The organism is Agrobacterium larrymoorei (assembly GCF_037722385.1).
GTDB lineage: Bacteria > Pseudomonadota > Alphaproteobacteria > Rhizobiales > Rhizobiaceae > Agrobacterium > Agrobacterium larrymoorei_C.
Genome location: NZ_JBBKAQ010000001.1, coordinates 128341 through 153455, shown reverse-complemented (window position 1 = coordinate 153455; position 25115 = coordinate 128341). Strand labels below are relative to the sequence as shown.

General features: G+C 57.6%; 20 protein-coding genes. 13 read left to right on the top strand and 7 right to left on the bottom strand.

All coding sequences use genetic code 11. The features are described 5' to 3' along the window. The first annotated feature begins 135 nt into the window (after positions 1-135). Positions 136-1398, top strand: a complete 1263-nt coding sequence (locus tag WKI41_RS00695) for an NAD(P)/FAD-dependent oxidoreductase (RefSeq protein WP_340191615.1) — start codon at positions 136-138, stop codon at positions 1396-1398. A gap of 57 nt (positions 1399-1455) precedes the next feature. Here the strand turns inward: WKI41_RS00695 and WKI41_RS00690 are convergent, their stop codons facing one another. The 3 genes from WKI41_RS00690 to WKI41_RS00680 all read right to left on the bottom strand — a co-directional run bounded on the left by WKI41_RS00690 (position 1456) and on the right by WKI41_RS00680 (position 5143). After that, a complete protein-coding gene (locus WKI41_RS00690) occupies positions 1456-2403 on the bottom strand; it encodes a substrate-binding domain-containing protein (protein WP_062424047.1) in 948 nt (315 codons plus the stop codon). A gap of 141 nt (positions 2404-2544) precedes the next feature. Then, positions 2545-3558, bottom strand: a complete 1014-nt coding sequence (locus WKI41_RS00685) for an ABC transporter permease (protein WP_340192285.1) — start codon at positions 3556-3558, stop codon at positions 2545-2547. A gap of 64 nt (positions 3559-3622) precedes the next feature. Next, entirely contained in the window at positions 3623-5143 is a 1521-nt protein-coding gene (locus tag WKI41_RS00680; RefSeq protein WP_340191614.1) for a sugar ABC transporter ATP-binding protein, read from the bottom strand. Positions 5144-5305: 162 nt separating this feature from the next. Between WKI41_RS00680 and WKI41_RS00675 the strand changes: the two genes are divergently transcribed. Continuing rightward, complete coding sequence (locus WKI41_RS00675; RefSeq protein ID WP_340191613.1) at positions 5306-6349, top strand: LacI family DNA-binding transcriptional regulator; 1044 nt, start codon at positions 5306-5308, stop codon at positions 6347-6349. Between the two features lie 130 nt (positions 6350-6479). On the opposite strand, the gene WKI41_RS00670 is transcribed toward WKI41_RS00675, so the two are convergent. Beyond that, positions 6480-6749 (bottom strand): DUF6074 family protein, encoded by a 270-nt coding sequence (locus WKI41_RS00670; RefSeq protein WP_340191612.1) that lies wholly within the window; start codon positions 6747-6749, stop codon positions 6480-6482. Between the two features lie 342 nt (positions 6750-7091). On the opposite strand from WKI41_RS00670, the gene WKI41_RS00665 reads away from it, so the two are divergent. Both WKI41_RS00665 and WKI41_RS00660 read left to right on the top strand, forming a co-directional pair. Further along, complete coding sequence (locus tag WKI41_RS00665; RefSeq protein WP_340191611.1) at positions 7092-7382, top strand: exopolysaccharide production repressor protein; 291 nt, start codon at positions 7092-7094, stop codon at positions 7380-7382. Between the two features lie 119 nt (positions 7383-7501). Continuing rightward, positions 7502-8491 carry a glycosyltransferase family 2 protein gene (locus WKI41_RS00660; RefSeq protein ID WP_340191610.1) on the top strand — a complete coding sequence of 330 codons (990 nt, stop codon included), beginning with the start codon at positions 7502-7504 and terminating at the stop codon, positions 8489-8491. A gap of 22 nt (positions 8492-8513) precedes the next feature. Here WKI41_RS00660 and WKI41_RS00655 read toward each other — a convergent pair whose 3' ends face one another. Both WKI41_RS00655 and WKI41_RS00650 read right to left on the bottom strand, forming a co-directional pair. Then, the gene (locus WKI41_RS00655) at positions 8514-9467 is read right to left on the bottom strand and encodes a polysaccharide pyruvyl transferase family protein (RefSeq protein WP_340191609.1); all 954 of its coding nucleotides are present in this window, start codon (positions 9465-9467) and stop codon (positions 8514-8516) included. Positions 9468-9518: 51 nt separating this feature from the next. Continuing rightward, complete coding sequence (locus WKI41_RS00650) at positions 9519-10484, bottom strand: glycosyltransferase family 2 protein (protein WP_340191608.1); 966 nt, start codon at positions 10482-10484, stop codon at positions 9519-9521. A 120-nt stretch (positions 10485-10604) separates the two neighbouring features. Between WKI41_RS00650 and WKI41_RS00645 the strand changes: the two genes are divergently transcribed. The 9 genes from WKI41_RS00645 (at position 10605) to WKI41_RS00605 (ending at position 22069) form a co-directional block, all read left to right on the top strand. Continuing rightward, positions 10605-12089, top strand: coding sequence for a lipopolysaccharide biosynthesis protein (locus WKI41_RS00645; protein WP_340191607.1), 1485 nt, complete (start codon positions 10605-10607; stop codon positions 12087-12089). A gap of 354 nt (positions 12090-12443) precedes the next feature. Next, positions 12444-13592, top strand: a complete 1149-nt coding sequence (locus WKI41_RS00640) for an acyltransferase family protein (protein ID WP_340191606.1) — start codon at positions 12444-12446, stop codon at positions 13590-13592. Positions 13593-13640: 48 nt separating this feature from the next. Next, complete coding sequence (locus WKI41_RS00635) at positions 13641-14384, top strand: glycoside hydrolase family 16 protein (protein WP_425340976.1); 744 nt, start codon at positions 13641-13643, stop codon at positions 14382-14384. Positions 14385-14425: 41 nt separating this feature from the next. Then, positions 14426-15625, top strand: a complete 1200-nt coding sequence (locus WKI41_RS00630) for a glycosyl transferase family 1 (protein WP_340192284.1) — start codon at positions 14426-14428, stop codon at positions 15623-15625. Beyond that, positions 15622-16638 carry a glycosyltransferase family 2 protein gene (locus tag WKI41_RS00625; protein WP_340191604.1) on the top strand — a complete coding sequence of 339 codons (1017 nt, stop codon included), beginning with the start codon at positions 15622-15624 and terminating at the stop codon, positions 16636-16638. Before WKI41_RS00630 ends, WKI41_RS00625 begins: the two co-directional genes overlap by 4 nt. Next, complete coding sequence (locus WKI41_RS00620; protein WP_340191603.1) at positions 16635-17567, top strand: glycosyltransferase; 933 nt, start codon at positions 16635-16637, stop codon at positions 17565-17567. The genes WKI41_RS00625 and WKI41_RS00620 overlap by 4 nt, the downstream gene beginning before the upstream one ends. Next, on the top strand, positions 17564-18556 hold the full coding sequence (locus WKI41_RS00615) for a glycosyltransferase family 2 protein (RefSeq protein WP_340191602.1): 993 nt from the start codon (positions 17564-17566) through the stop codon (positions 18554-18556). Before WKI41_RS00620 ends, WKI41_RS00615 begins: the two co-directional genes overlap by 4 nt. 71 nt (positions 18557-18627) lie before the next feature. Beyond that, positions 18628-20976 carry a Wzz/FepE/Etk N-terminal domain-containing protein gene (locus tag WKI41_RS00610; RefSeq protein WP_340191601.1) on the top strand — a complete coding sequence of 783 codons (2349 nt, stop codon included), beginning with the start codon at positions 18628-18630 and terminating at the stop codon, positions 20974-20976. Between the two features lie 148 nt (positions 20977-21124). Next, a complete protein-coding gene (locus tag WKI41_RS00605) occupies positions 21125-22069 on the top strand; it encodes a 2-hydroxyacid dehydrogenase (RefSeq protein ID WP_340191600.1) in 945 nt (314 codons plus the stop codon). A 68-nt stretch (positions 22070-22137) separates the two neighbouring features. Here the strand turns inward: WKI41_RS00605 and WKI41_RS00600 are convergent, their stop codons facing one another. After that, positions 22138-25089 (bottom strand): hybrid sensor histidine kinase/response regulator, encoded by a 2952-nt coding sequence (locus WKI41_RS00600; RefSeq protein ID WP_340191599.1) that lies wholly within the window; start codon positions 25087-25089, stop codon positions 22138-22140. Positions 25090-25115 lie beyond the last annotated feature (26 nt).

Here is a 25115-nt window from a genome sequence, read left to right as displayed (position 1 = left end):
GCAACTCGCGGCTTCGGCACCATCTGCTGACCAAGTATATTCGGGCGAGGCGGCCAGTCGACAAACAATATCCAAAAGTGCTAGGCAGTCGCCAGATTGGCGATCAGCGCCTATCTCGTTCGAAATGGATGAGACATGGATAGAAACGGCTCTTTGGGCAAGTGCGAAGTGCTGGTAATCGGCACCGGGATCGTCGGTGTCATGGCGGCTCTCTATTTGCAGAATGAAGGGAAGTCGGTCACGATTCTGGAACGTGGCGAAATTGCGCGCGGTGCCAGTGCTGGCAATGCCGGTATTTTGGCCTTTCCAGAAATCATCCCCATGCCCGCGCCCGGGATCATGAAGAAGGCGCCGAAGTGGTTGATCGACCCGCTCGGACCGCTGAGTGTTCCGCCGGCCTACGCCCACAAAATCGCCCCTTGGCTTTGGCGTTTCTGGAAGGCAAGCTCGCCGCGGATGTTCGACCATGGCATGCGGGTGCAGACCAGGATGATGGCGCTTGCGGCATCCGAGATGCAGCATGTGGCTGCGATGCCCGAACTTTCCAATTTCATCTCCAATACCGGCACCCTCGATCTTTATGATAGCAGTGCAAGCTTCGATGCCTCAAACCATCATTGGGAAGAGAAGGCCAAAGCCGGCTTTACCTTCTCAAAGATCGGCCGCACCGAGATCGACGAGCTACAGCCTGGCCTCGCGCCTCAGTTCAAACACGCGGTCTATACGCCTTCTGGTCTGCAAGTCAGCGACCCGCATGAGTTTACCAAAGCCATTGCCGAACTGGTCATTGCACGCGGTGCAAACTTTAAGAAAGGCGAAGCAGTCCGGATCGAAACGGTCGGGGAAAGCACCATCGTGACACTCGCCAATGGCGACAAGATCGATGCCGACAAGGTCGTCCTCGCCGCCGGTGCCTGGTCGAAGCCGCTCGCGGCTTCTCTGGGCAATGACGTGCCGCTGGAAACCGAGCGCGGATATAATACCACACTACCTGCCGGTAGCTTCGATCTGAAACGCCAGATCTACTTCAACGACCACGCCTTCGTCGTCACTCCGCTGTCGAGTGGCGTGCGTGTCGGGGGCGCCGTCGAACTCGGCGGCCTCGACCTACCGCCAAACTTCCGTCGCTCGGAAGCGATGCTGAAGAAGGCAAGTCGCTTCCTGCCGGGCTTGAAAACCGAAGGCGGTCAGCAATGGATGGGGTTCCGACCCTCGCTACCGGACAGCCTGCCGGTCATTGGACCGTCGCGCGCAGCGCGTTCGGTCATCTACGCCTTCGGCCACGGCCATCTCGGACTGACGCAATCGGCAGCCACGGCACGCCTTGTCACCGAACTAGTTTGCGAGCGAGATACGTCGATCCCCGTCGACCCCTTCCGCGCCAACCGGTTTTCCTGACGCAAACGCAAAAGGCCCGCTTCGACAGCGGGCCTCTCACCACTTGCTTCGATAAAATCAGAACGGTGAATCCGGGAAGTAGAAGTCCTTCGCGTTATCCTTCGTGACCAGCGTGGCGTCCAGAATGTAGGTGCCACGAACCGGAACCTGATCGTAAAAGTTGGCAGCGGTCAGTTCCATGGCAGTTGCCACCATCGACGGCGGATAAAGAACGTCGACCGGGATCATCTTGTCGCCATCCATGACCTTCTTTATCATGTCCTTGGAGCCCGCACCGGCAACGACGTACTGAATGTCGGTACGCTTGGCTTGCTCAATGGCCTGCAGAACGCCGACGGCCATGTCGTCATCCTGGCACCAGACGACGTCGATCTTCGGATACTTCGTCAAATAGTCCTGCATCACCTTGAAGGCATCGTCGCGGTTCCAGTTGCCGAACTGGCGGTCGAGAACCTTGACCTTGGAGCCTGCAATGCCCTTGTCGAAGCCGTCCTGACGCTGCTGGTCGATCGGGATCGGAAGACCGCGAATGATGACAACTTCAGCTTCCGGCGTCTTCTCGGCAATGTACTTGCCAGCGACTTCGCCGAGTGCCGGGTTGTTGCCAGCAACGTAGAGATCGCGCACGGTGTCATCGTTGACGCTTGGAGCGCGGTCCACGAGGGCGACGAACTTGCCGTTGCCTTTGACTTCCTTGATGGCGTTGACCAGCGGATCTGGATCGGACGGCAGGATGACAAGCGCATCAATGCCTTGGGTCTCCAGGTCCTGCACCGCATTGGCCTGAGTTGCCGCGTCCGGCGATGTCTTGACGATCACGTTCAGGCCCGGATGTTCCTGCATCAGAAGCTTCGCAACGCGCTCAGCGTGGAACACGACGCCCGATGTCCAGCCATGGTCGGCGGCCGGGATCGAAACGCCGATCGTTACCTTCTTGTCTTCGGCATGTGCTGCCCCCGCCAACGCCACCATGGCGACAGCCATTCCCAACAGTCTTTTACGCATGTGTCTTCCTCCCAACAGATAAGGTCTCGATTAAGAAGCCGGGCGACCTCTCGACCCGGGTTTTCCGGAGCACTTCGCGTCTGATGGACGGTCAGAAGCGCTCCAAGACTTTGAACGCGCCGCCCGCAGGGCAGCCCGCCCTCACCGCTGACGCATCAGCGAACGCTGCACCAGCATTGCAATGATAATGATCGCGCCCTGAATGGCCCCGATCAGATACTCGCTGATGAAGTTGGAGAGCAGCATGATGTTACCGACGAGTTCGAGGATGAAGGCGCCACAAATGGTGCCCCATACGCGCCCTGCTCCACCCTTCAGCGCCGTCCCACCAACGACGACGGCCGTAATCGCCTGCAACTCCCACATCATGCCCGTGGTAGCGGATGTGGAGCCGAGACGTGGGACGTAGAGAAGAACGGCGATCGCCACGCAAAGACCCTGGATGACGAAGGCGATGGTACGGACTCGGTTGACGGCGACGCCTGAATATTTGGCGACATCACGGTTCGATCCTACGGCCGTGACATGTCGGCCATAGCGCGTGCGGTAGAGGATGAAAGCCGCAATGGCGGTCACCACAAGGATGACGATAATCGGAACCGGAACGCCGAAGATCGTGCCGAAATAGGCCGGGCGATACAGGCTCTGCAATTGCGGTTCGCGCAACGTGATCGCGCCCCCTTGCGACAGCCAGGTCGTCAGGCCGCGAAAAACGCCCATTGTGCCGAGCGTTGCGATGAAAGGCTCGATCTTGCCGACCGTTGTGATCAGGCCATTGAGGAGACCACAGAGCGAACCGGCGATGACGGTAAAGACGATCGCGGCCGTCAGCATCAGAGCCGGATCGCTGATCGTTCCGGAATTCATCAGCAGGATCATCAGGCTTGCAACGAATGCCACCATGGAGCCGACCGAAAGATCGAGATCTCCGGCCGATATGACGAAGGTGGCGCCGACCGCGATGATTGCAATGAATGCGCTACGGGTCGCGACATTTGCCAGATTGTTGATGCTGATAAAGTTCGGATTGACCAGTGCGCCGACAATCAAAAGCAGCAGCAGGGCGACAAAGGGCGCCACAGCGCGCAGATCGACATCGCGGAACGATCGCGACCGGCGGGCACTCTTTTCCTTGCCGTCTTCACTTACACTCATACCCACAACAGACCTCCCGTCCTGCCCCTGTTGCCCGCGACGATCCCTTTCTTGAAGGGGTCGTTCAGGCTGCTGTTTTTGTTTTCAATCCGGCCGCATAGCGCATGATTTCATGCTCGTTGATCTCGTCGCCCTCAAGCATGCCGACGATGCGGCCTTCGCGCATCACCGCAACGCGGGTACAAAGACCGATAACCTCCTGCATCTCCGACGAGACGACGATCACCGAATGACCGTCCCGCGCGAGCGCCGAGATAAAATGATAGATTTGTTGCTTGGTGCCGACATCGATGCCACGCGTCGGCTCGTCGATTATGATAATCTTCGGCTCGGTTTCCATCACCTTCGCCAGAAGAAGCTTCTGCTGGTTGCCGCCGGACATGCGACCAACCATGACGTTGCCGTCGCGCACGCGAATATCGAAGCGCCGACGTGCCTTCTCGAGCGCTTTCGCCTCGCTGCCGGAACTGAGATAGCCGAAGCGACCATGACGGTCGAGTGATTGCAAGGTGAGATTAAGGCCCATACCGGCGCCGAGCAAAAGTCCCTTGGACTTGCGGTCCTTGGTCATATAGGCCAGCCCCGCATCGATCGAGGCATGCAGATCATGCGAGGGCAGCGTGACACCATTGGCATCCACCTCTCCCGCCTGTCTTGCCTTGATACCGACAATGGCCTCCATCAACTCCGTTCGACCAGAGCCAATCAGACCGGAGAAGCCGAGGATTTCGCCCTTTCGCAGTTCGAACGTGGCGTCCTTTACATAGCCGGTAGAGAGACCTCGCACGTTCAGAACGATATGCTCATCGACGTCCGGCTCCCGTTTTGCAGGATAAAGGCTTGAAAGTTCGCGACCGACCATCAGTTGAGCGATCGCCTCGCCATCCAGCATCGAGGTGGGAGCAGTCTTTACCCAATGGCCGTCTCGCAGCACAGTGACCCGGTCGGTCAATTCCATGACCTCATCCAGCTTGTGCGAGACGAAGACGAAGCTTGTGCCTTGATCGCGAAGCTGACGCACCTGCTTGAAGAGGTAATTGGTCTCCTCGCGAGAGAGAACGGCGGTCGGCTCGTCCATGAAGATGATGCGCGCTTCGCGGCTGATCGCCTTGGCGATCTCCACCATCTGCTTTTCAGCGATGGAGAGGCTCGAAATCATCGCGTTCTCATCCACGTGACAATTGAGGAGATCGAGAATGCGCCGCGTTTCCGAACGCATGAACTTTCTGTCGAGCACGCCGAAGTGGGTGACCTCCCGGCCAAGGAAGATGCTTTCGGCTACCGTCAGATGTTCGGCGAGGTTGAATTCCTGGTGAATAATGACGATGCCCAACGCCTCTGCGGCGCCGTTCGGTGGCAACCTCACGGGCTGCCCGTCCAGGAGAATTTCGCCGGAGCTCGGCTGCTCGAAGCCGGAGAGGACCTTGACCAGCGTCGATTTGCCCGCACCGTTCTCGCCCATCAACGCGTGAATCTCACCTGCCTTCAGCTCAAAATTGACGCTGAAGAGAACTTGCACACCGTTGAACGATTTTGAAACCCGGCGCGCGCATAGCACAACATTGCCGTTCTCGACGGTTTCCATCCCACTCCTCCATGCGGCTCCCATTCCGCAAGGATTGTGTAAACCTTTACATGACTGATGTAAAGGTTTACATTCGCCGCTGTTACACAGATGTGATCAATCCATTTGACGCAACGCGCGGCGTGTGTAGTGTCCGGTCGCAGATAGACCCGAGGCTTATCTTTGTCCAATTCGCCACCAGCCACGATAGAAGACGTCGCCCGTATCGCGGAGGTATCGATTGCCACGGTGTCGCGCGCCATTCACAACCCCGAAAAGGTTGCCAATTCTACCCGGCTGAAGGTCAACCAAGCCATCGCCGTGACAGGCTACACTACCAATGCGGTTGCGCGGAGTCTCAGACTCGGCCGCTCGAACATGATTCTTGTGGTGGCACCGGATATCGGCGACCCGAACTTTTCCAATATTCTCATTGGACTGGAGAATGAGGCGCGGGCGCACGGCTATGGAATTTTGATCGGCCACACTCAGAACGATGCACAACGCGGCTTGGAATATCTAAAATTCCTCAATGCGAACCAGACGGCCGGCCTTATTCTTTTCACCGGCATCCTGCCCTTCGGTCATCAGGCCATGACAGCACGTCTTCCGCCAAGCATCGGCGTTTTCGAGCCGATCTTTAACGGCGGCATCCCCTATGTGGGCGTCAACGATACGGCGGGCGCCCGCAAAGTCGTGGATATGCTGATTGCCGAGGGTCACGAGCACATCGCCTTCATTGGCGATTCTCGTGTGCGGCTCGCTTACATGCGCCGACGCGCGGGCTTTGACGAGGGGATGGACGCCGCTGGACTTCCAAAGAGCAGCCGCATGATCCTTGAGGGCGACGGTACGCTTGAGAGCGGCAGGCTGGCAGTCGAGCAGCTTTTCATGCGCGATAAATTGCCGACAGCCTTCATGTGCGTCAACGATCAGACCGCGATCGGCGTGATGATCGGCCTCTCGGCCCGCGGCTACGATGTGCCGGAGGATTTTTCCGTCACAGGCTTTGACGACATTCCGCAAGCGGTTTTCATGTCGCCGCCGCTCACGACCATTCGCCAGCCCCGCAGTGCAATCGGCAAACATGCCATGGCGCTTCTTTTGCAGCTCCTCAACAATGAAGAGCCGACCGAGCCGGAAGTTTTGCTGACGCCTGACCTTGTGGTCAGAAACTCCGTCGCGGCACCTTCGAGGCGCAGCAACAAGTGGCGCGACAAGAGCTAAAGCATGTCGCGCAGACGTGTGCAGCGATCTTGCGATACCGACATGCGGCAAAGGAAGGAGCTAAGGCGTAAGGAGCGAATCTGAAAGATCGCGACAAGCCTTAGACGTGATCGGCAAGCCGCCGGACCCTCTAGTACGCGTCGCGACGTGCGGTTTCTTCGGTCTGGGATTGTGCCCAGAGTTGCGTCTGGACCGCGTCCTGGAATTCCGTCACCTCGTGACGCATGGCTGCGTCGTCGTAGCCAAGTGCTGTCAGATGCGCGGCAAGCGCGCGGCACTCATCTCGCCAGAAACGGTTGGCTTGATCCCCGTGAAGGGTCTCCAGCATATCGACGCAACGCTGAATGTCGCGGATGCGATTTTTGACGGGGAACGCAATTACTTCGGAACGCTTGGGCACACGTACACCTGACAGCTTGAGAATCGGTTCCCAAGTTTTACGGGCTACATAGTTAACGAAGTCTGCAGACACGCAGCGGAACCGAACATCTGCATCGAGGCATCGCGTTTTGCTCGCGCGTTGCGTGACAAGCGATCATGCCGGCGGGCTGTATCCAATGTAAAAATGCCTTTGTTGAGCAGATCTTTACCGTGAAACCTTACCCGAATTTCATGCTTTACGGGCTATTTGAGCCTATTACTTGGTTGAAACGACGCCAAATTGCCCATATATTTTCTGGAAAAAGAACCGATGAAAAATTGTATCCCGCAGCGTGGGATAGGATCAGGCGAGGAGAGAGACATGTACGCGCCCCGCGTTTTCGTCAGCATGATCTGCGCCTTGCTGGTGTTCGCTGTGGCGACATATCTGATCCATGGCTCTCTTTATACGGCCTTGATACAGACGGCTATCTCGCTTGTTATCCTGCAGATCTGTTACTTCATCGGCGTCGTCTTCATGGTGTCGCGCGAGAAGAAGCGCATGCGCAAGACGCTGGAGTTTCAGAAGGACAGGCCGGCAACAACCGATCAGGGTTCTGCGGAAAACATCTCGGCTGTCAGTCGCCACCGTCCGACGCTAAAGGATATCTGATCACCCTTACGGAACTCGGAAAATATTTCGCAGGTGCGAAATAACACTTCCCCTTCCTCATCCCTGACATGTTTTCTCTTCAGTAATTTTGCCGAATGCTGAAGAAGGGGAGCAAAGTCATGGGCTCACAATCCATCTGCGTCATCATTGCGGCTCGAAACGCGTCATCGACGATCGCTGATGCGATCCGATCAGCGCTGGTGGAGCCGGAAGTCTCAGAAGTTGTCGTCATAGACGACGCGTCGACCGACGAAACCTCCAAGGTTGCGAGAGACTGCGACGACGGAACTGGACGTCTGGTTGTCGAGCGTTTCGATTCCAATCGCGGCCCCTCCGCTGCACGCAATCACGCAATCGGCATTTCTTCGGCACCGCTGATCAGCATCCTGGATGCAGACGACTTCTTCTTCCAAGGACGCTTCGCCGCAATGGTGGTGGAGGATGATTGGGATTTGGTTGCCGACAACATCGCCTTCATTCAACAAGGCTCGCCCGCAGCTGCCAACATCGTCCCGCGGAGATTTGCGCCTCAGCATCACTTCCTGACACTCACAGAATTCGTGCAAGGAAATATCTCTGCAAGAGGCATCGAGCGCGGCGAGACCGGCTTTCTAAAACCTGTCATTCGGCGCTCTTTTCTTGAACAGCACGGGCTTCGCTACGACGAAGCCTTGCGGCTTGGCGAAGACTACGAGCTTTACGTCAGGGCACTGGCCTCAGGAGCGCGCTACAAGGTCATCCGCAATTGCGGCTACGGTGCCATCGTGCGCGGCAATTCCTTGAGTGGCCGACACAGCACGCAGGATCTCAGGCTGCTCTATGAGGCCGATCGCAAAATTCTCGCCGACTACACTCTCTCGCCAAGGGAACAATCGGTACTGAAGGAGCACGAGCGGCACATTCGGGAAAAATTCGAGCTCCGCGATTTCCTCGATGCCAAGTCAGATCGCGGCTTAAGTGGCGCTATGGTTCACGCGCTGCGACGCCTCCCCGCCGTACCTGCCATCACCAATGGAATCTGGCACGACAAAACGGCGCGCTTCCGCAAGAAGCCCGCGCAGCCGGCCGATATCCGCTATCTGCTGAAAGGAACGCCGCTTCCTTCCTGAAGGAAAAAGCGGCGTGTTCGTTTTAGAAGTAGTCTCGCTTGACTGTTTCCAGGACCGCCTGAAAGCGCTCTTTGCGTTCGTCCAGCCGCCCGTCCGGGCTCAAGCGTGGCTCTGCCCGGCTTGCCTGCCATAGCGCCAGAACCGAGGGAGCGGCGAGAACCTGCTTCGCCAACTTGCGCAGCGGTCTCTGGGTTTCCGCACGGACCAGCACGTCGCCATCGTCATGCAACGGAGAAGGCGTGCGCTCGACTATGACCGGCGGTGGTGGTGGCGGAAAGCTCATGCCCCAGAACTTCGAACCCTTCTTCGCCGCCTCCGCGCGGGTCGAAACCGGAATGTAACGGGGCTCGTAGGCTACACCGACGCTGCCTGCCCAGTCGCTCCACTTGAAGCTGTTGATCGATTGCGAGGTACTGACCGCGACCCACGGAACGCGGAACGCATCGGCGAGAATCGCGCCATGCATGGATTCGGCCACGATCATTTCAGACTGCGCGATCTGCTTGATAACGGATTTTGCTTCGCCTCTCGGATCGAGATAGGTGAGACCAGCCGGTTCGCATAAGGTTTCCCACATCCCGAATTCTGCTGATTCCCAATGGGGAACGAAGGTCTTCTTGTAGATCTTCTGCAGGTTCTGGAATTCCGGCATCTCCGTCACCATCACGGCCGGATCGACGATGCCTTTTTCAGCCGGCAGGCCAAGTTTGGCAGCAGTCATCTCGCCTCGTACACACCGGATATCCCAGAGATCGGCATTCGATGTATCGGGCACGGCCCCATAGCCGTATCCGCTGCCAATCACCAGCTTGCGCTGGCCGGGTGGGAACAGCACATCGTTGAGAACGGTGCCGACACCAACAAGCAGAACGTCTGGATGAACATCACGAAGCCCTGGGAGCAGGAAATCCCAGAGCCAGAGATTGAGGTCGTCGCCGAAATTCCCGTGATGGGATTCCCAATGGTAAGGTTTCATGGATTTCTCCTGAAAGAAAAACGGCCCGAATGACGGCCAGTAAAGGGACGATCACTTAGAACGGACGATCTTGCCGGCCCCAAGTTCGAAGGCTGCGCGTAAAATCGCGGGATCACGCATCATCCATTTAAACAGAAGGCCAAGCTCAGGCGCCTTGCGACGCTTCAAATTGCCAGCCTGGCTCCAGAGCGCCTGCCTGCGCGCCGTGTTCTTGTAAGACGCGATAGATGCGACATCGGCGGGACGCTTCGAGAAGCGGCTTTGCAAGGTGTCGAGCGCGACCCAGGTGTTGAACTGCTGGCGCAAAAATTCCGGGGAAGTGTTGTCGATGCTGTGGAAGATGTTGACGCCCATGCCACGCGCTGCTCCGGCATCGTCACAAAGAAGCGTGCGCTTGGACGCGAGGATGCAGTCGCAGAAGAAAAGAACGTCCTCTGCCGCCAGTCGAAGTGCGGGATCAAAGCGGATCTTTTCAAACAGCGGTCTGCGGATGACCATGCAGGACAAGTGCAGGAAGCTCCAGTTGCGCAACATGACGCTGGCAAGATCCGGCAGCTCGATGACACGCGGTGATTCGCTCAAGCGGGCGGCACCCTCGTTCTTTTCCAGCTCCGACATGGCGAAGTGATAATAGAACTCGTCGCTTGCCTGCATCGACGCCCAGTAGCACTCGCCTTCGAATTGATCGAGGCTGAGTTCGGCATTTTTCAGATGCTCCGGCGTCCAGATGTCATCCGAATCAAGAAAGGCCACATATCGCGTTTCGGCGGGGACATGATCGAGCCCCGTGTTGCGCGCGCCACCTGGACCGCCGTTCGCCTGCTTCACGACCTTGATGCGGTTCTTCTGCTCTTCGGGCAGCTCTGCCAGTTCATTTTCAATGGGATAAGGTGATTCGTCGTCGACAATGACGAGATCGAAATCCTGGCATGTTTGAGAAAAAACCGATGCGAGCGCTCGACCGAGTATGCCATGTGTCTTCTGGTAGTACGGAATAACGACTGTAAATTTCGCCATTGTTTCGCCCCTTGTTTCATCAAGAAGTGTCGGGCCCGCCGTAGACTTACGGCCCCGATGAGTGGCAAACCTCCCGCCGGCTCGAAGAATTTCGCCGGCCTCCAGACACAGGATGGACCCATGCCTCCAGCCCCAAGCGTCAAAACCATTACGGCCAATGTCGGCTGGAGCGTGCTATCAAAGACAGGCACATTCGGGCTTAAATTTGTCACAGTCCCGATTCTTGCACGTTTGCTCACACCGGAAGAGTTCGGTGTCGTGGCTGTCGGATTGACCGTCGTGCAGTTTCTGACGATGATTGCAGGCGCAGGGCTGACTTCCGCTCTGATTGTGGAAAAAGAAGAGGACATGGATACGATCCATACCGTCTTCTGGGCCAATCTGGCAATTTCCTGCACCATGGCGGCCATTCTCTACTTCGGCGCAGAGTTCTTCGGCGGACTGCTGGGCGCTGTGGAAAGTGCTTATCTGTTGCGCATCATGGCCTTTCTCATTCCGCTGCAATTGGCCGGAGATGTGGCTTACTCGCTCCTGGCGCGGCGGATGAATTTCAGTAAGGACGCCATCTGGAGCATGACGTCGGAGAGTGCAGCAGCGATCCTCGCCGTCGTGCTGGCCTTCGCGGGCTTTGGGGTCTGGGCTCTTATCATCCAGCTTTTCGCCGCGGCACTGATTCGGCTGGTCGGTCTCTACGCCGTGTCGCGTTACACCCCGCGCCTCGTCATGAAGCCGAAGCGACTGATCCCGCTACTGGGCTTCAGCTCCGGCCTGATGGGGTCGGAGATCGCCAACTTCGTCACATTCCAGTCGCCGATGGTGATCATCGCCCGCTATCTTGGGCTTGCCGACGCCGGCGCCTACTCCGCCTCCAATCGTTTTGCCAGCATCCCCAACCAGGTCGTGCTCTCTGCCGTCATGGGCGTTCTCTTTCCGGCCTTCAGCCGCATGATGGACGACCGGCAGCGGCGGCGCGAGGCACTGATGTTCAGCACGCAGGTGCTGACCGTCATCCTCGCACCGATGATGTTCGGCCTTTGGGCTGTCGCAGAACCGGCGATGCTGGTGATCTTCGGCCAGAACTGGGCTTATGCCTGGCCGGTGCTGGGACTGCTTGCCCTGTCGAAAGCCATCCTCACCCCCTGCAGCACCTTCATCCCCTATCTGAAGGGTGCCGGCTATGGACGCGTTTTGTTCTGGTCCGCCACCATCCGTGCCGTCGTGACCACCGCCGCAGTCTGGGCCGCAGCGGTCTACGGCTCGCTCATCGACGCAATGATCTGGCTTTGCATCGTCAATGCGGCAACGCTCATCGCCTATTCCTGGGCCGTGTTCAAAGCGAGCGAAACGCCCTTCTTCTCCGGACTCTACGTCAGCAGCCGGCCAATGATCTCGGCATTCGTCATGGCGCTAGCGGTGCGCTACATTCTGCAGTGGACAGATAACGCGCTGCCGCATGCCTACATGCAGGTGCTGGTCGGCGCCGTCGCCGGGGGCGTCATTTACGGCGTGCTGATCCTGCTGACAGAACGCGCGCTCCTGCAAAAGATCATGGGTCTCGTGCGATCGCGAAAACACCAAGGGGCACCGGCTCCGGTCACGGGCTGATAAAGACCCGCACTTGTCATCAAACCCATTCTGTTTCAAATGCGGCCGATCAAACAAGGTGCATCGCAGTGTTATTTTGCGATGCAGCATTACATCCGACTGTTGTCCGATCGGCCAAGATCGCCTCGTCCCGACAGGGGCCTAGAAATAAAAGCAATAAAATCAACTGTTTAAATAGAATTTCTATTTTAGAAAAACAGCATCCAGACATTTACCCCTGATATCTTGCGGCACGATTTTCTTGCGCTGCCACATTTTGCCCTCAACTGAAAACCAGTCTTTTGCGCACGGGCTTCAAGTTCGCTCTGTGTGAAACGCGGTGAGGGGAGACACCGCCCAACTAGGGTAACTGATGTGACTGTTGATCAGAACCTATCTTCCCGTATCAATTTGATGCGCATAATTTTGATATCCGGCATCGTGTTCGTGCACGTGCCCCACGATCCGGAAACGAGTCCGTTTCTGGGTCTTTACGGATTTTTCGACTGGTTCCGGGTGTTCCTTGGCGACGCCCTGTTCCGCATCGGCGTGCCGTGCCTGAGTGCTATCTCCGGTTACCTGCTGTTTCGGCGGGGCTGGAGCGCGTTCAACTATCCGGCGACGATCAAGTCCAAGTCCAAAACTGTGCTTCTGCCGTTCCTTTTATGGAATGGAGGCCTCTTTATCGCGGTCATGCTTCTCCAGCGCGCAGGTGTCGGCGTTGGGTATTTCCCCGATCTGTGGAATGCCAGCCCGCGTGAAATGCTGAGCCATGGTGTGGCCGTGGAAGAACTGCCCGTCAACGTGCCGCTCTATTTCCTGCGCGATCTCTTCGTCTGTATTTTGCTATCGCCCCTGTTGGCCCTGCTTGTTCGTCGCTTTGCTCTGCCGACACTCGCGATCCTGTTGCTACTGACGGCGATCCCGGACCTCAGCCTGCTGATCGTGCAGAAGAAATCGATCCTCTTCAGCTTTACGCTCGGTATCGCGCTAGCACTCCACAAGATCGACCTGAAGATGTTCGACCCTTACGCCAAGCCATTGACGGCGATCACGCTCGTCGTCGCCGCAGCACTTGCCACCGCGCTTTATTGGACCGGTCCTGAATTCAATTTCGGTCTCAACCTCATGCGTAATCTACTCGCGGTCTTTGGCGTCCTCGGTTTCTGGGTTGCCTCGTCCCTGCTTGTGCAGAACCGTTTCGGCCAGCGTCTGTCGCAAACCGGAAGCCTGAGCTTCTGGATTTTCTGCGCTCATTATCCGCTCCTCGTCATCCTCTGGATGGTGTGGAACAAGGGTGACCTGGACTTCTACCCCGCCTTCTACATTGGCGCAGTGGCTTTGACCTTCCTGCTGCTGATCGTCAGCAATGCGCAGGTCCGCGCCAGGCTGCCCGCACTCTATGCGGTTCTCACCGGCAGTCGCAGTGGCAAGCCCAGACCTGTTTCCCAACACGACGCGGCGGAACCTATCGCCGCCAGCCAGTCTTCTGCCAATCCCGCCTATTCACAACGACGGAGGTAACCCATGACCTACCCCGCCCTCTCTCAGTCGCGCATCATGGCCGCCGCAATGATTGCCCTTACCTTCGGTCCATCACCCGCCCTTTCTCAGGAGGACAACGGCAAATCCTTCGTCGAAAATTTCGACAGTATGGACCGCTCCTTCTGGTACGTCTCTGATGGCTGGAACAATGGTCCGCACCAGAACTGCACGTGGTCCAAGAAGCTGGTGGCCTTTGAAGGTGGACATCTGCAGCTAGGCTTCAGCAACGAAGAGGCTGGAGACCGCAACTATTCCTGCGGAGAAATCCAGACAAAGGGCCGTTATCGCTATGGCACCTACGAAGCGCGGATCAAGACGGCACCGGGTCCAGGCCTGAATTCGGCCTTCTTTACCTATATCGGGCCCACCGACAAGAAGCCGCATGACGAGATCGACATGGAGATTTTGGGCAAAAACAGCAATCAGGTCCAGCTAAACCAGTATATCTCGGCAAAGGGCGGCAACGAAAAGCTGGTGGATGTGCCGGGTGGCGCCGACAAGGCCTTCAACGATTACGCCTTCGTCTGGGAGCCGCAGCGGCTGCGCTACTATGTAAACGGCAAGATGGTTCATGAGGTTACCGACCCATCGAAGATCCCGCAGAATGCCCAGAAAATCTTCTTCAGCCTGTGGGGTACAGACACACTGAAAAGCTGGATGGGCAAGTTCGACTATTCCGGTCCCGTGACAATGCAGGTCGATCGCTTCGCCTTCACCGCGCTCGGCGACAAGTGCCAGTTTCCTGAATCCGTCGCTTGCCAGACCAACTGATGCAGGCTGCCGAAAGTCAGACGAAGATGAACGGATCGGACATGACCCACATTCTCTATTTTGCGCATGATTTGGCAGACCCTGCCATACGTCGCCGCGTTATGACGTTGCAGGCGGGCGGTGCGGCCGTCAGCCTCGCGGGGTTCAGACGCGCGGACAATGGGCTCGCAGAGGTCGATGGCCTTGTCCCGCTTGATCTCGGACGAACGGCCGATGGCCGCTTTGCCCAGAGGATGGTCTGCGTGGCAAAAGCGAGCCTCACGCTTCCAGCCAAATTGGCGCCGGTAAAAAAGCCGGACGTGATCATAGCCCGCAATCTGGAAATGCTAGCACTCGCCCGGCGCGCAGTAAGCCATTTCGGCGCGGATGTTCCGGTCGTTTATGAGTGTCTCGACATCCACAGGCTTCTTTTGAACGAAGGGTTGGCCGGCAAGTTGCTGAATGGGGTTCAGCGGGCGCTTGGGCGGAACGTCAAACTTCTCGTCACCAGTTCACCGGCATTCGTGGAGAATTACTTCAAGCCGCGTTCCGGTCTCAACCTTCCCGTGCTGTTGCAGGAAAATAAGGTCCTGGCGCTGGATGGTGAGGATATTTCCGCCCCGTCCCCTCGCCTGCCGCAAGCAGGCCAGCCGTGGAAGATCGGCTGGTTCGGTGCATTGCGTTGCCGCAAGTCCCTCCAAATCCTGGCGGATTTCGGCGCAAAGATGGACGGCAAGGTCGAAGTGGTCTTGCGTGGCCGCCCGGCCTATTCCGAGTTCGATGACTTCGACGGCTTCGTTGAACGCGCGCCTCATCTTACCTTCCATGGCCCTTACAGGAACCCGGAAGATCTGGCGTCGATTTACAACGAGGTCCAGTTCACCTGGGCGATCGACTTCTTCGAAGAAGGACAGAACTCAAGCTGGCTCTTGCCGAACAGACTTTATGAAGGCGGCCTCTATGCTGCCCTGCCGATTGCGGTCGCGGGCACCGAAACCGCGCGCTTTTTGCAGCAGCGAAAGATCGGGCATGTTCTCGAGACGGCCGATGTCGCATCGCTTGAAACGCTGTTTTCCGAATTGAGTGATGCCTCCTATCTCCAAAGCTTCCAAACGCTCGCAGCAATCGACCGGCAGCAATGGATCACGGATCGAAATGACTGCCGCGAGCTTGTCCGCGTGCTTCAATCCTTGACCATGCGAACCGACGGTCGGCCGGTCGATGCAGTTCCTTCGATGGCTTTGAGCGGGAGGACATCATGAAATCAGTCTCTATTCCCGGTGTGAAGACTTTGATTGTCATTCCCTGCCTCAATGAGGCACGAACGATCGACGATCTTCTGCTCAAATTCTCCAGCACGTTGAATCATCCAGAGGACCGGATCATCGTTGCCGATGGTGGCAGCACGGATGGAACCCGTGACATCGTTGCCGCTTTCTCCCGGCAAGATCAGCGCGTCATCCTGCTCGCCAACCCGAAGCGCATCCAGAGCGCGGGCATCAATCTTGCCGTGGAGGTGTTTGGAACAGGCTATGATTACATGATCCGTATCGATGCGCATGGCGACTACCCTGACGACTACTGCCATCGCCTGCTGGAAGACGCCGTGGCCACGGGTGCGGATTCCGTCGTTGTTGCGATGGATACGGTTGGCCATGGCACGTTTCAGAAGGCAACTGCGGCAGCGCAGAATTCCAAGCTCGGCAATGGCGGCTCGAAGCATCGTGAGGGCGCCAAGGGTCGTTGGATCGATCATGGCCACCATGCCCTGATGCGGATCGAGGCGTTCAAATCGGTCGGCGGCTATGATGAAAGCTTCAGTCACAACGAAGACGCCGAGCTGGACCACCGCTTGCGCAAGGCTGGCTTTCGCATCTGGATGACTGACAAGACACGCATGACCTATTATCCGCGCGCCAGCATCGGTCCACTTTTTCGCCAGTATATGGCCTATGGGCGAGGTCGGGCCAAGAACCTGCTGAAACACCGCACTATACCAAAAATCCGCCAAATGATCCCGTTGGCGGTCCTACCCTGTGCCGCTCTCGCCCTCTTTGGCTTCGTCCATTGGATCGCGCTTGTACCACTTTGCCTCTGGATTGCCGCATGTCTGGCCTATGGGGTGTGGATGGCAGTTGGAGAAAAGAACCCCTACGGCCCGCTTGCGGCCGTCTCGGCAATGACCATGCATCTGGCATGGTCGACAGGTTTCTGGCGCGAGCTGCTGGGCTCTGTCGCCGCGCCTCAGCCACTTGCAGGAAAGGCTGTCTCGTGACGTATGCTCCCAAAAATCCTGTGAAAGTCGATATCGGCATCTGCACCTATCGCCGCCCGATGGTGGTGGATACACTGCTCTCGCTGTTTCGACTCGCCGTGCCTAAAGGCGTATCAGTGCGCCTGATCGTCGCCGATAATGATGCCGAACCATCTGCGCGCGAGCTGATCGATGCGTTGCGCGAGCGTGCGCCCTTCCCAATTCATTATGTCCATTGCCCAAAGTCCAATATCTCGATTGCCCGCAACGCCTGCCTTTCCGAATGCGAAGCTGATTATCTGGCTTTCATTGACGATGACGAGACGGCACCTTCGAACTGGTTGTCTGAACTTCTAAAGACAGCAGAGGAGACGCAGGCCGATGCCGTGCTTGGTCCTGTGACAGCGCTTTATGGTAACGATGTGCCAAGCTGGATGAGGAACGGCGATTTCCACTCAACGCGGCCTGTCTGGGTCAACGGGGAGATCATCACCGGCTACACCTGCAACACGCTTTTGCGCATGGTCTCCCCTGCCATCAAAGGTCGCCGCTTTGCGCTGTCGCTCGGACAAAGCGGCGGAGAGGACACGCACTTCTTTACGACTATGTACTTGGATGGTGGGCGTATCGCTTATGCTGAAAATGCTTTGCTGACGGAACCCGTACCAGAAAGCCGTGCCAGCTTCATGTGGCTTGCCAAACGTCGCTTCCGTTCCGGTCAAACGCATGGACGATTGCAGGCAGAGCAAAAGACAGGGCTAAGGCGCCTGCCGCTGATCATGTCGACTGCAGCAAAGGTCACCTACTCTGCGGCCGCCACGCTTCTCACCGTCTTCGATCCCGTTCGTCGCAGTCGTTCAGCACTCCGCGCTTCGCTTCATGCGGGATCGCTGAGCGGCATTTTCGGCCTTCGTGAAATTCGCCAATATGGCGCCGTGGAGGCTGCATGAGCGCGCTGCAAGCCCAACCGGATGTGACCTTCGTCATCGCGGCTTACAATGCCGCCGAGACGATTGTCGCTGCCATAGACAGTGCTTTGGCGCAGGACGACGTCTCGCTTGAGGTCGTGGTGATCGACGACTGTTCGCCAGACGACACACGCTCAGTCGTGCAAGCAGTTGCCGATCGCGATCCTCGCGTCAAGCTGATTGCCCTCGACAGCAATCTAGGCCCCGGCGGCGCACGCAATGTTGGGTTTGATGCTGCACAGGGACGTTGGATCGCGGTGCTCGATTCCGACGACATGGTCTATTCGGATCGCATCGCGCAGATGATCATGCGCGCTGAGAACGCCAATGCGGATATCGCCATTGATAATTTGGATATCGTCTACAGCGACGGACGCCCGCGTGAGACGATGTTCGAGCCTGCCTTCCTGGAAGCCAAAAAGTTCCTCACGCTGGAAGACTTCATCCGTTCCAACATGCTCTTCAAGTCCACCTTCAACTTCGGCTACATAAAGCCGATCTTCCGTCGCGGTTTCCTCAATGAGCACAGCCTACGCTTCCGCCAGGATCTGCGCATCGGCGAGGATTACCTTCTTCTGGCCTCAGCCCTGGCCTCCGGTGCCTCCTGTGTCATCGAACCGATGCCTGGATATGTTTATCATATCCGGCAGGGCTCCATTTCCCGCGTGCTCGAACTCCACCACGTCGATGCGATGATCGCCGCCGATCAGGAATTCCTGCGCCAGTTCACGCTCTTGCCGGCGGCGATGGATGCGCAGGCCGAGAGAACGAGAAGTCTGGTTCAGGCAAGACATTTTCTACTGCTGGTAGACAGCATCAAACGACGTTCGGTTACAGACACGATCAGGATCGCAATTCGTGATCCTGCCGCTCTCAAACACCTGCGCATGCCAATTTCTATCAGACTGCAAAAACTCAAAAACACGTTTCTTCCTTCAGCCTTATCTTCGGCAACGCCGGCCAGAAACTGAACGCAGCGGGACAGCCGAGGGCAAGCAACTGCCGCGCGTCCTGCGCCCATTAAAAATAACAAGGTAGGTCCATGAACCAGAAAACCTTCAGATCGAACGGCCATTTCCCGGATCCTGCAAAGGACTCCGACACCTTTATCGACCTCGACCGCCTATGGGCCGCCGTGGTGCGCCGGGCCAACATCATCGGCGCTTGCGTTGTCGCAAGCATGGTTCTGGCTGGGCTCTATCTCATTCTGGCAACACCCGTTTACACCGCAATGACGCAGGTGCTTTTGGATGAGAGCCTGTCTCGTTATGCCGAAGAGGAAAGCCCCGTTCCCGCGGCTCAGGTCATTGACAACCGTATTGCCAGCGCCGTCGAAATTCTGAAGTCAAAGGAGATGGCTCTGACGGTCGTCGATAAGGCAAAGCTCGACGAGAATGACACCATCGTCAACCCGCCAACCGGCCCCGTGGATATCGTCAAGTCTTCCGTCAAGTCCGTGGTCGATCTACTCACACCGAGTGATACGCCTGCGTCGGAGGAGGCGATCCGCAATGGAAAGCGTGAGAAGGCGGCCGCCGTCATTCAACAGGCGCTGACTGTCGAGCGCGTCGGACGCAGTTCCGTCATTGCGATCTCCATCCGCTCCACGGACCGCCAGCTTGCCGCCAATATCGCCAAGACGTATGCCAACTCCTATCTGACGGAGCAATTGAACGCCAATTTCGATGCTTCTGAACGCGCTTCTGTCTGGCTGCAGGAACGCCTGACGGATCTGAACCAGCGCGCCCAGGCCGCTTCGCTTGCAGTTGAAAAGTACAAGGCCGACAACAACATCGTCTCCTCGCGTGGCGAGTTGATTTCAGAAGGCCAGCTTGCCGATCTGAACGGTCAGTTGATCGCCGCCCAGGCGGACGCAGCTACGGCCCAGGCACGTTACACCCAATACAAGTCGATCATCGACCAAGGCCCGGACGGTGCCGTCAATAATGCTGTCGTCTCGGCCCGAGATACCGACAATACCGTTATCCAGGATCTGCGCAAACGTTACATCACGATCTCTGACCGCGAGCGCGGCGTCGTGCAGCAGTTCGGCAAGGATCACCCGCAGGCTGTCGCGCTGGAAGCTGAGAAGAAGGATGTGGCGGGACAGATTTACCAGGAACTCCAACAACTGACTGGCAGCTTCAAGAACGAGTACGATGTGACGCAGTCGCGCGTGAAATCCCTGCGCGATAATATCGACCGCGTCGCGGGACGGAATTCCCAGACCAATATGACGATGGTCAAGCTCCGGGAACTGGAACAGCAGGCAACTGCGCTGAAAACGCTTTACGAATCCTACCTCGGCCGCTTCGAGGAAGCATCGCAGAAGCAGTCTTTCCCGATTGCGAAGGCACGCGTCATCTCCGAAGCCGGCCTGCCGACTTCGCCCTCCAGCCCGAAGAAAACCATGACAATGGCGCTTTCGATCGTGCTTGGTCTGATGCTGGGTGGCGGTCTGGCAGCGGTGCTGGAATTCAGGGACCGCTACTTCCACACTGGCAGCGACGTGCGTGACAATCTGCGCATGCGCTTCCTTGGCTACCTGCCTTTCATCGGCGAAAAAGGTGTAGAGACAGGGAAATCCGAGACCGGTGCCGCCACCCCTGAAATCCCCGACGCCAATATCGAGGATAATGGTCAGGTCTCGTTCCAGAAAATGCTGCGTCTTGCAGTCGACAGCCCGCGCTCGAGCTTCACCGAGACGCTGCGCAACGTCAAACTCACGGCCGACGTGGTGATCCAGGAGCGTCAGTGCCGTGTGATCGGCGTGATCTCCTGCTTGCCGAATGAAGGCAAGTCAGTCGTCGCACTCAACCTTGCCGGCCTCATCGCCACGACGGGTAAGCGCACCCTGGTTGTGGATGCCGATATTCGCAATCCAGGCCTCAGCCGTATGCTGACCACACGCCAATCCGCCGGCCTCGTCGAAGTCGTTCTCGACGACGTGCCATGGACCAAGGCCGTTAAGGTCGATAGCCGCACCAAGATGGGCATTTTGCCCGTCTCCGTCAGCAACCAGTTTGCCCATTCGAGTGAGTTGCTGGCATCCGCAGGCATGCGCAAATTCATGGAATCGGCTCGGGAAGCCTGCGATTACATCATTGTCGACTTGGCCCCAGTCGTGCCCGTGATCGATGCCAAGGCCTTCGCTTCACAGGTGGATGGCTTTGTCTTCGTCACCGAATGGGGTAAGACGCCGATCCAGATGGTTCAGAACCTGATGAACCATGAGCCGGAAATTGCCAGCAAGACGCTCGGCATCGTTCTGAACAAGACGGATATGACGGAGCTTCAGCGCTATGCCGACCCCGGCGGCTCCGAACATTACCACGAACAGTTCGGGGCGTACTATGGCGACGCTAAAAAGCCGGTGCCAGAAACAGTTTGAACTAACAACAAAATGCCCGCTCTCAAGCGGGCATTTTGTTATTCCAGGCGCTATCACGGCGCGCAATCTTCTTTAAATCTACACATCGTGCTTTAAGTCCTTTTCCGACTTACGTCGGCTCAGTCGATCTTACGCAGGATGATGCTCCATGACCTCCCTTATCGCTTACGTTTCCCGTGCAGCTGATGATGAGGAGGCGACGTGGATCGATACGCTTTTGCAGGCGATGCCGGAGGAGAAGATCGTCTCCATTCGGCAGATGAACGAGGCGCAGCGTCAAGCCACCGAAGTCGCCATCGTTGCCAATCCAGATCCTGCCGACATCGCCATGCTTCCGGGACTGAAATGGATTCACAGCCTGTGGGCAGGCGTCGAACGTATCGTCGCAGAACTCGGACCGTTAGCGCCTCCCATCGTGCGGCTGACCGATCCGGAACTCGCGCGCGTCATGGGTGAGGCCGTCCTTGCCTGGACCTACTACCTGCATCGCGGCATGCCAAGCTATCGGCAGCAGCAGGAAAAAAAGATCTGGAAAGACCTCGAATACCGCCATCCAAGAGACGTGACAGTCGGTCTGATCGGGCTCGGCCTGCTCGGAGCCGAAGCTGCAAAACGCCTGAACGGTGCGGGCTTCAATGTCATGGGCTGGAGCCGCTCGCTGAAAAACCTTGAAGGGGTGACGACGGTATCGGGCGATGATGGACTGAGCGAACTTCTGGAGAAAAGCGATATCGCGGTCTGCCTTGTTCCGTTGACGCCAGAGACTCGGGGCCTCATCAGTACGGAGCGCTTGCAGCACATGAAGCCGGGCGCATCGATCATCAATTTCGCCAGGGGTGCAGTGATCGTTGCCGATGATCTCCTGGCATCGCTGGAGAGCGGCCACATCGCTCACGCCGTTCTCGATGTTTTCGAAAAAGAGCCTCTGGACGAGGGCTCACCCTTCTGGAGCCACCCGAGCGTCACCGTACTTCCGCACGTCTCCGCACCGACAGACAGAAGCTCATCAGCTGCAATCGTCGCGCAGAACATTCGCAAATGGCGGAGCACCGGAGACATGCCGGCCACCGTCGACATGCAGCGCGGCTACTGACGCTACGGCGCAACGCAACTTGGAACTTGGACCGATGCGTGCGATCTGGCCATGTCCCAAGCAGCCGGTCAGGGATTGCTCATCGCCTGACCGATGGCATAGCGCACATCGTTTTCATTGTAAGGCTTGCAAAGCAGGACCGCACCCGCTGGTGCATTCTTAGGCAAGAAATTATCCCCTGTGGCGAAGACCACGGCAATATCCGGCTTGCGCTGCTTGACCAGCACGGCGAGTTCTGCGCCACCCATATCCGGCAGCCCGAGATCGGTGACCAGAATGTCCACCTCTTCCCGTTCCAGTAGATCGAGCGCCTGCGTTGCATTCGCGGCTTCCACCACCGCGTGGCCGCCTTCGGTCAAAATATCGGTCGTGTTCATACGGATCAGATCGTCGTCCTCAACCAAGAGAACACGCAGTGCATCCTTCGGCTCCACCTTGACGATGGGTTCATTGGCCACAGCGTGATCAGGCACACGTTCGCGCCCGGATTCGGCTCTCTGCTTTTGATTGGCGATGACATGCCGCAGCCGGCGGGCGAGCGCTTCGCGCGTATAAGGCTTCGAGAGAAGCTCCACGCCCGGGTCGAGCTTGCCGCCGTGAACGATCGAGTTTTCCGTGTAGCCGGAGGTAAACAGGATCGCGAGATGCGGCATGCGTTCCTTGACACGGCGCGCCATCTCACTGCTCTTCAGCGGACCAGGCATCACCACGTCGGTAAAGATGACATCGATCGGCACGCCGCTTTCGGCAACCGTCAGTCCAGCCTGCGCATCACGCGCCGTCAGGACGCGGTAACCGAGATCGGTCAGCATTTCCACGACGGTGCTGCGAACCTCGTCATCATCCTCCACGACCAGAACCGTTTCCGAGCCCCCAACGACGGGTCCGTTGTAAACGACTGTCTCTCTGTCCTCATCCGCCATCGAACGTGGCAGGTAGATGCGCACGGTCGTGCCCTGGCCCAGTTCGGAATAAATCTTCACGTGACCGCCGGATTGCTTGACGAAGCCATAGACCATCGACAGACCGAGGCCTGTACCCTTCCCCTCCGGCTTGGTGGAAAAGAACGGTTCGAACACCCGGTCGAGAATTTCCGGTCGCATGCCGGAGCCGGTGTCGGTGACAGCAAGCATGACATATTGGCCCGGCTCAACCTCTGCATGGTTGCGTGCATAGTCCATGTCGATAGAGGCATTGCCGACTTCGATTGTCAGCTTGCCGGTCCCCTCCATGGCATCGCGCGCGTTGATCGCGAGGTTCAAAAGGGCGTTTTCGACTTGAGTCGGATCGGCATATGTATTCCACAGTCCGCCTGCGGTAATGACCTCGACCTCGATAGCTTCACCCAGGGAGCGCCTAAGAAGATCGTCCATGCCGGCAACGAAGCGACCGACATTGATGACACGTGGCTCCAGCGCTTGACGGCGACCGAAGGCCAGAAGCTGGCTCGCAAGCTTCGCCCCGCGACTAACACCGGCAAGCGCATTGCTGACACGGCGTTCGGCTCTCTCATTGCCAGCCACATCCTTGGCAAGCAGTTGGAGATTTCCGGCAATCACCTGGAGCAGGTTGTTGAAGTCGTGCGCCACACCGCCCGTCAACTGGCCGATCGCTTCCATCTTCTGCGCCTGCTGCAGCGCACGCTCTGTCTGGCGACGTTCGGCAATTTCCTTTTCGACGCGTGCTTCAAGCCCTTCGTTCAACTGACGAAGCTGATCTTCTGCGCGAATGCGGTGACGGATTTCGCGCTCCAGATTGGCGGCATGTTCCTTCAGCGCCACCTCAGCGGCACGCTGCTCGGTAATGTCGGTATGAACACCGACCCACTCGATGATCTCGCATTGCGAATTGATGATCGGCACGCCGCGAATGGCGAAGGTGCGATAGACGCCATCACGACGGCGAACACGATGTTCCCAGACGTATGTCGACTTCGCTGCGACGGCACTGTTCCAGCTGGTTATCGAACCTTCGCGATCGTCAGGGTGTACCGCTTCTGCCCAGCCGAAACCCTGATATTCGTGGTAGCTCTGACCGGTCAACTGCGACCAGGCAGGCTGTTCGCCAAGCATCCGGCCTTCGGGGCTGTTCGTCCACAAGACGCCGTGAACCGCTTCGACGGCTGCTTTGAACCTGTTATTGCTAACGAGAATTTCCCGTTCAGCCTGCTTCCTGGTCTCGATGTCGATGATGAGGATGTAACAACCGTCGACCTCGCCCCGATGATCGCGTCTTGGAACATAACGGATTTCCGCCGCATGCCGCGTCCCATCCGGACGCTGGATGCTGGTGTCGGAAACGATCTGCTCGCCCGCCATGGCGCGCTGAATGAACGGCTTGCGCTCGTTAAAGAATGCCTCACCCACAACGTCCACGACGCGCTTACCGAGGACGTCCTCAGGCGCGCGACCAAACCACTCCAGATAGCCCTGGTTGGCGAAACGATAGGTGTAATTCAAGTCGATGAAGCCAACGAGGATCGGCAAGGCAGCTGTCAGCCGGCTCAGCTCTTCGCGGCTGGCAGCCAATTCCTGAACAGTCTTCACCTTTTCGGTGTTTTCCAGAACCGTGCACAGAACGCCTTCAACGATGCCCGCGTCGTTATAAATCGGCGTGTAGAAAAGATCGAAGACGACCTCTTCCGGTGCCCCGTTGCGGTTCAGGACCATTTTCTGATCGCGAAAGGACTGAACCTCTCCGCGAAAACCCGCCTCCAGAATTTTCTCGTTCCAGTCCCAGATTTCCGGCCAGATGCCGGGAACCGTGCCACCGAGCGCGCGGGGGTGATAGTTTCCGGCAATTTCGATGTAGCCGTCATTATAGATCATCACATGATCCGGCCCCCACATCAAAACCTGCGGGATGGGTGAGTTGACGACCGAGTTCACCTTCAGGCGGAGTATCTGCGACCAGTCGCCGATCGGCCCAAGCGACGTTTTGGACCAATCGAACGCACGCACCAAGGCACCAGCCTCTCCGCCGCCGACAGGCCAACTCGCAAACGCACCCATATCAGTCATGCAAATTCACCAACAAGAACATCGAC